Consider the following 306-nt stretch of genomic DNA (forward strand, 5'->3'; position numbering starts at 1 on the left):
GTTATGCTAGGCTACGAAAATGCAGATAACCAATTGTAAATTAAGCAAGATAGTTCAAAAGAAACTACTTAAATTTTTTGTACTCCAAGTTACCGCCCGTTCCGCTGCCGATATTTTGGGCATTCAGCCCAACTCCGCTATCCTGTTCTACCGCAAAATTCGTATGGTTATCAGCCATTATCTGGCCTTGGTTGCCTATGAGGTTTTTGAGGGCCCTGTCGAGTTGGATGAAAGCTATTTCGGCGGACGGCGTAAAGGCAGACGTGGTCGCGGCGCGGCAGGAAAAGTGGTTGTCTTTGGTATTCT

General features: G+C 46.1%; 1 pseudogene. It reads left to right on the forward strand.

The features are described from left to right. Positions 1-19: 19 nt before the first annotated feature. Positions 20-306, forward strand: a pseudogene (locus tag ACTHSP_RS23465) (IS1595 family transposase); the annotation flags it as partial.

It is taken from the genome of Neisseria sp. P0001.S005 (genome assembly GCF_051963715.1).